This window comes from Bacillus pretiosus (assembly GCF_051294775.1).
GTDB classification, from domain to species: domain Bacteria; phylum Bacillota; class Bacilli; order Bacillales; family Bacillaceae_G; genus Bacillus_A; species Bacillus_A wiedmannii.
Window position 1 is genome coordinate 1 of sequence record NZ_JBPPHF010000048.1, and the last position, 351, is coordinate 351.

The 351-nt window shown below is 35.3% G+C and carries 1 pseudogene; it reads left to right on the forward strand.

What is annotated here, in order from left to right:
* Positions 1 to 299: pseudogene (locus ACSG5Z_RS29790) on the forward strand (serine hydrolase domain-containing protein); the annotation flags it as partial.
* Positions 300 to 351: the final 52 nt, after the last annotated feature.

Genomic DNA, 351 nt, shown 5'->3' on the forward strand with positions numbered 1-351 from the left:
AAATGAAGAAACAAGAAGAGCTGAAAAAGAAAGAAGAAGAAAAAAAGAAACAAGAAGCACAAAAACAAAAAGAGCAGGAAGAACTAGAAGAACAAGTGAAGCAACCACAAGCTGTGGAAAAGCCTGCTGAGGGACCACCTCAAGAAATTAATGAAAACGCTCAATTAGATCAAAATTTACAAAACGCAGGATTTAGCGGGACAGCTGTTATTGTGAAGAACGGAAAAGATCTTTTGAATAAAGGATACGGTATGGCGAACAAAGAGAAACAAGTACCGAATAATACAGAGACAACTTTTTAAATTGGTTAAATTTCAAAGGCATTAGTAGCGACTGCTATTATGCAATTAA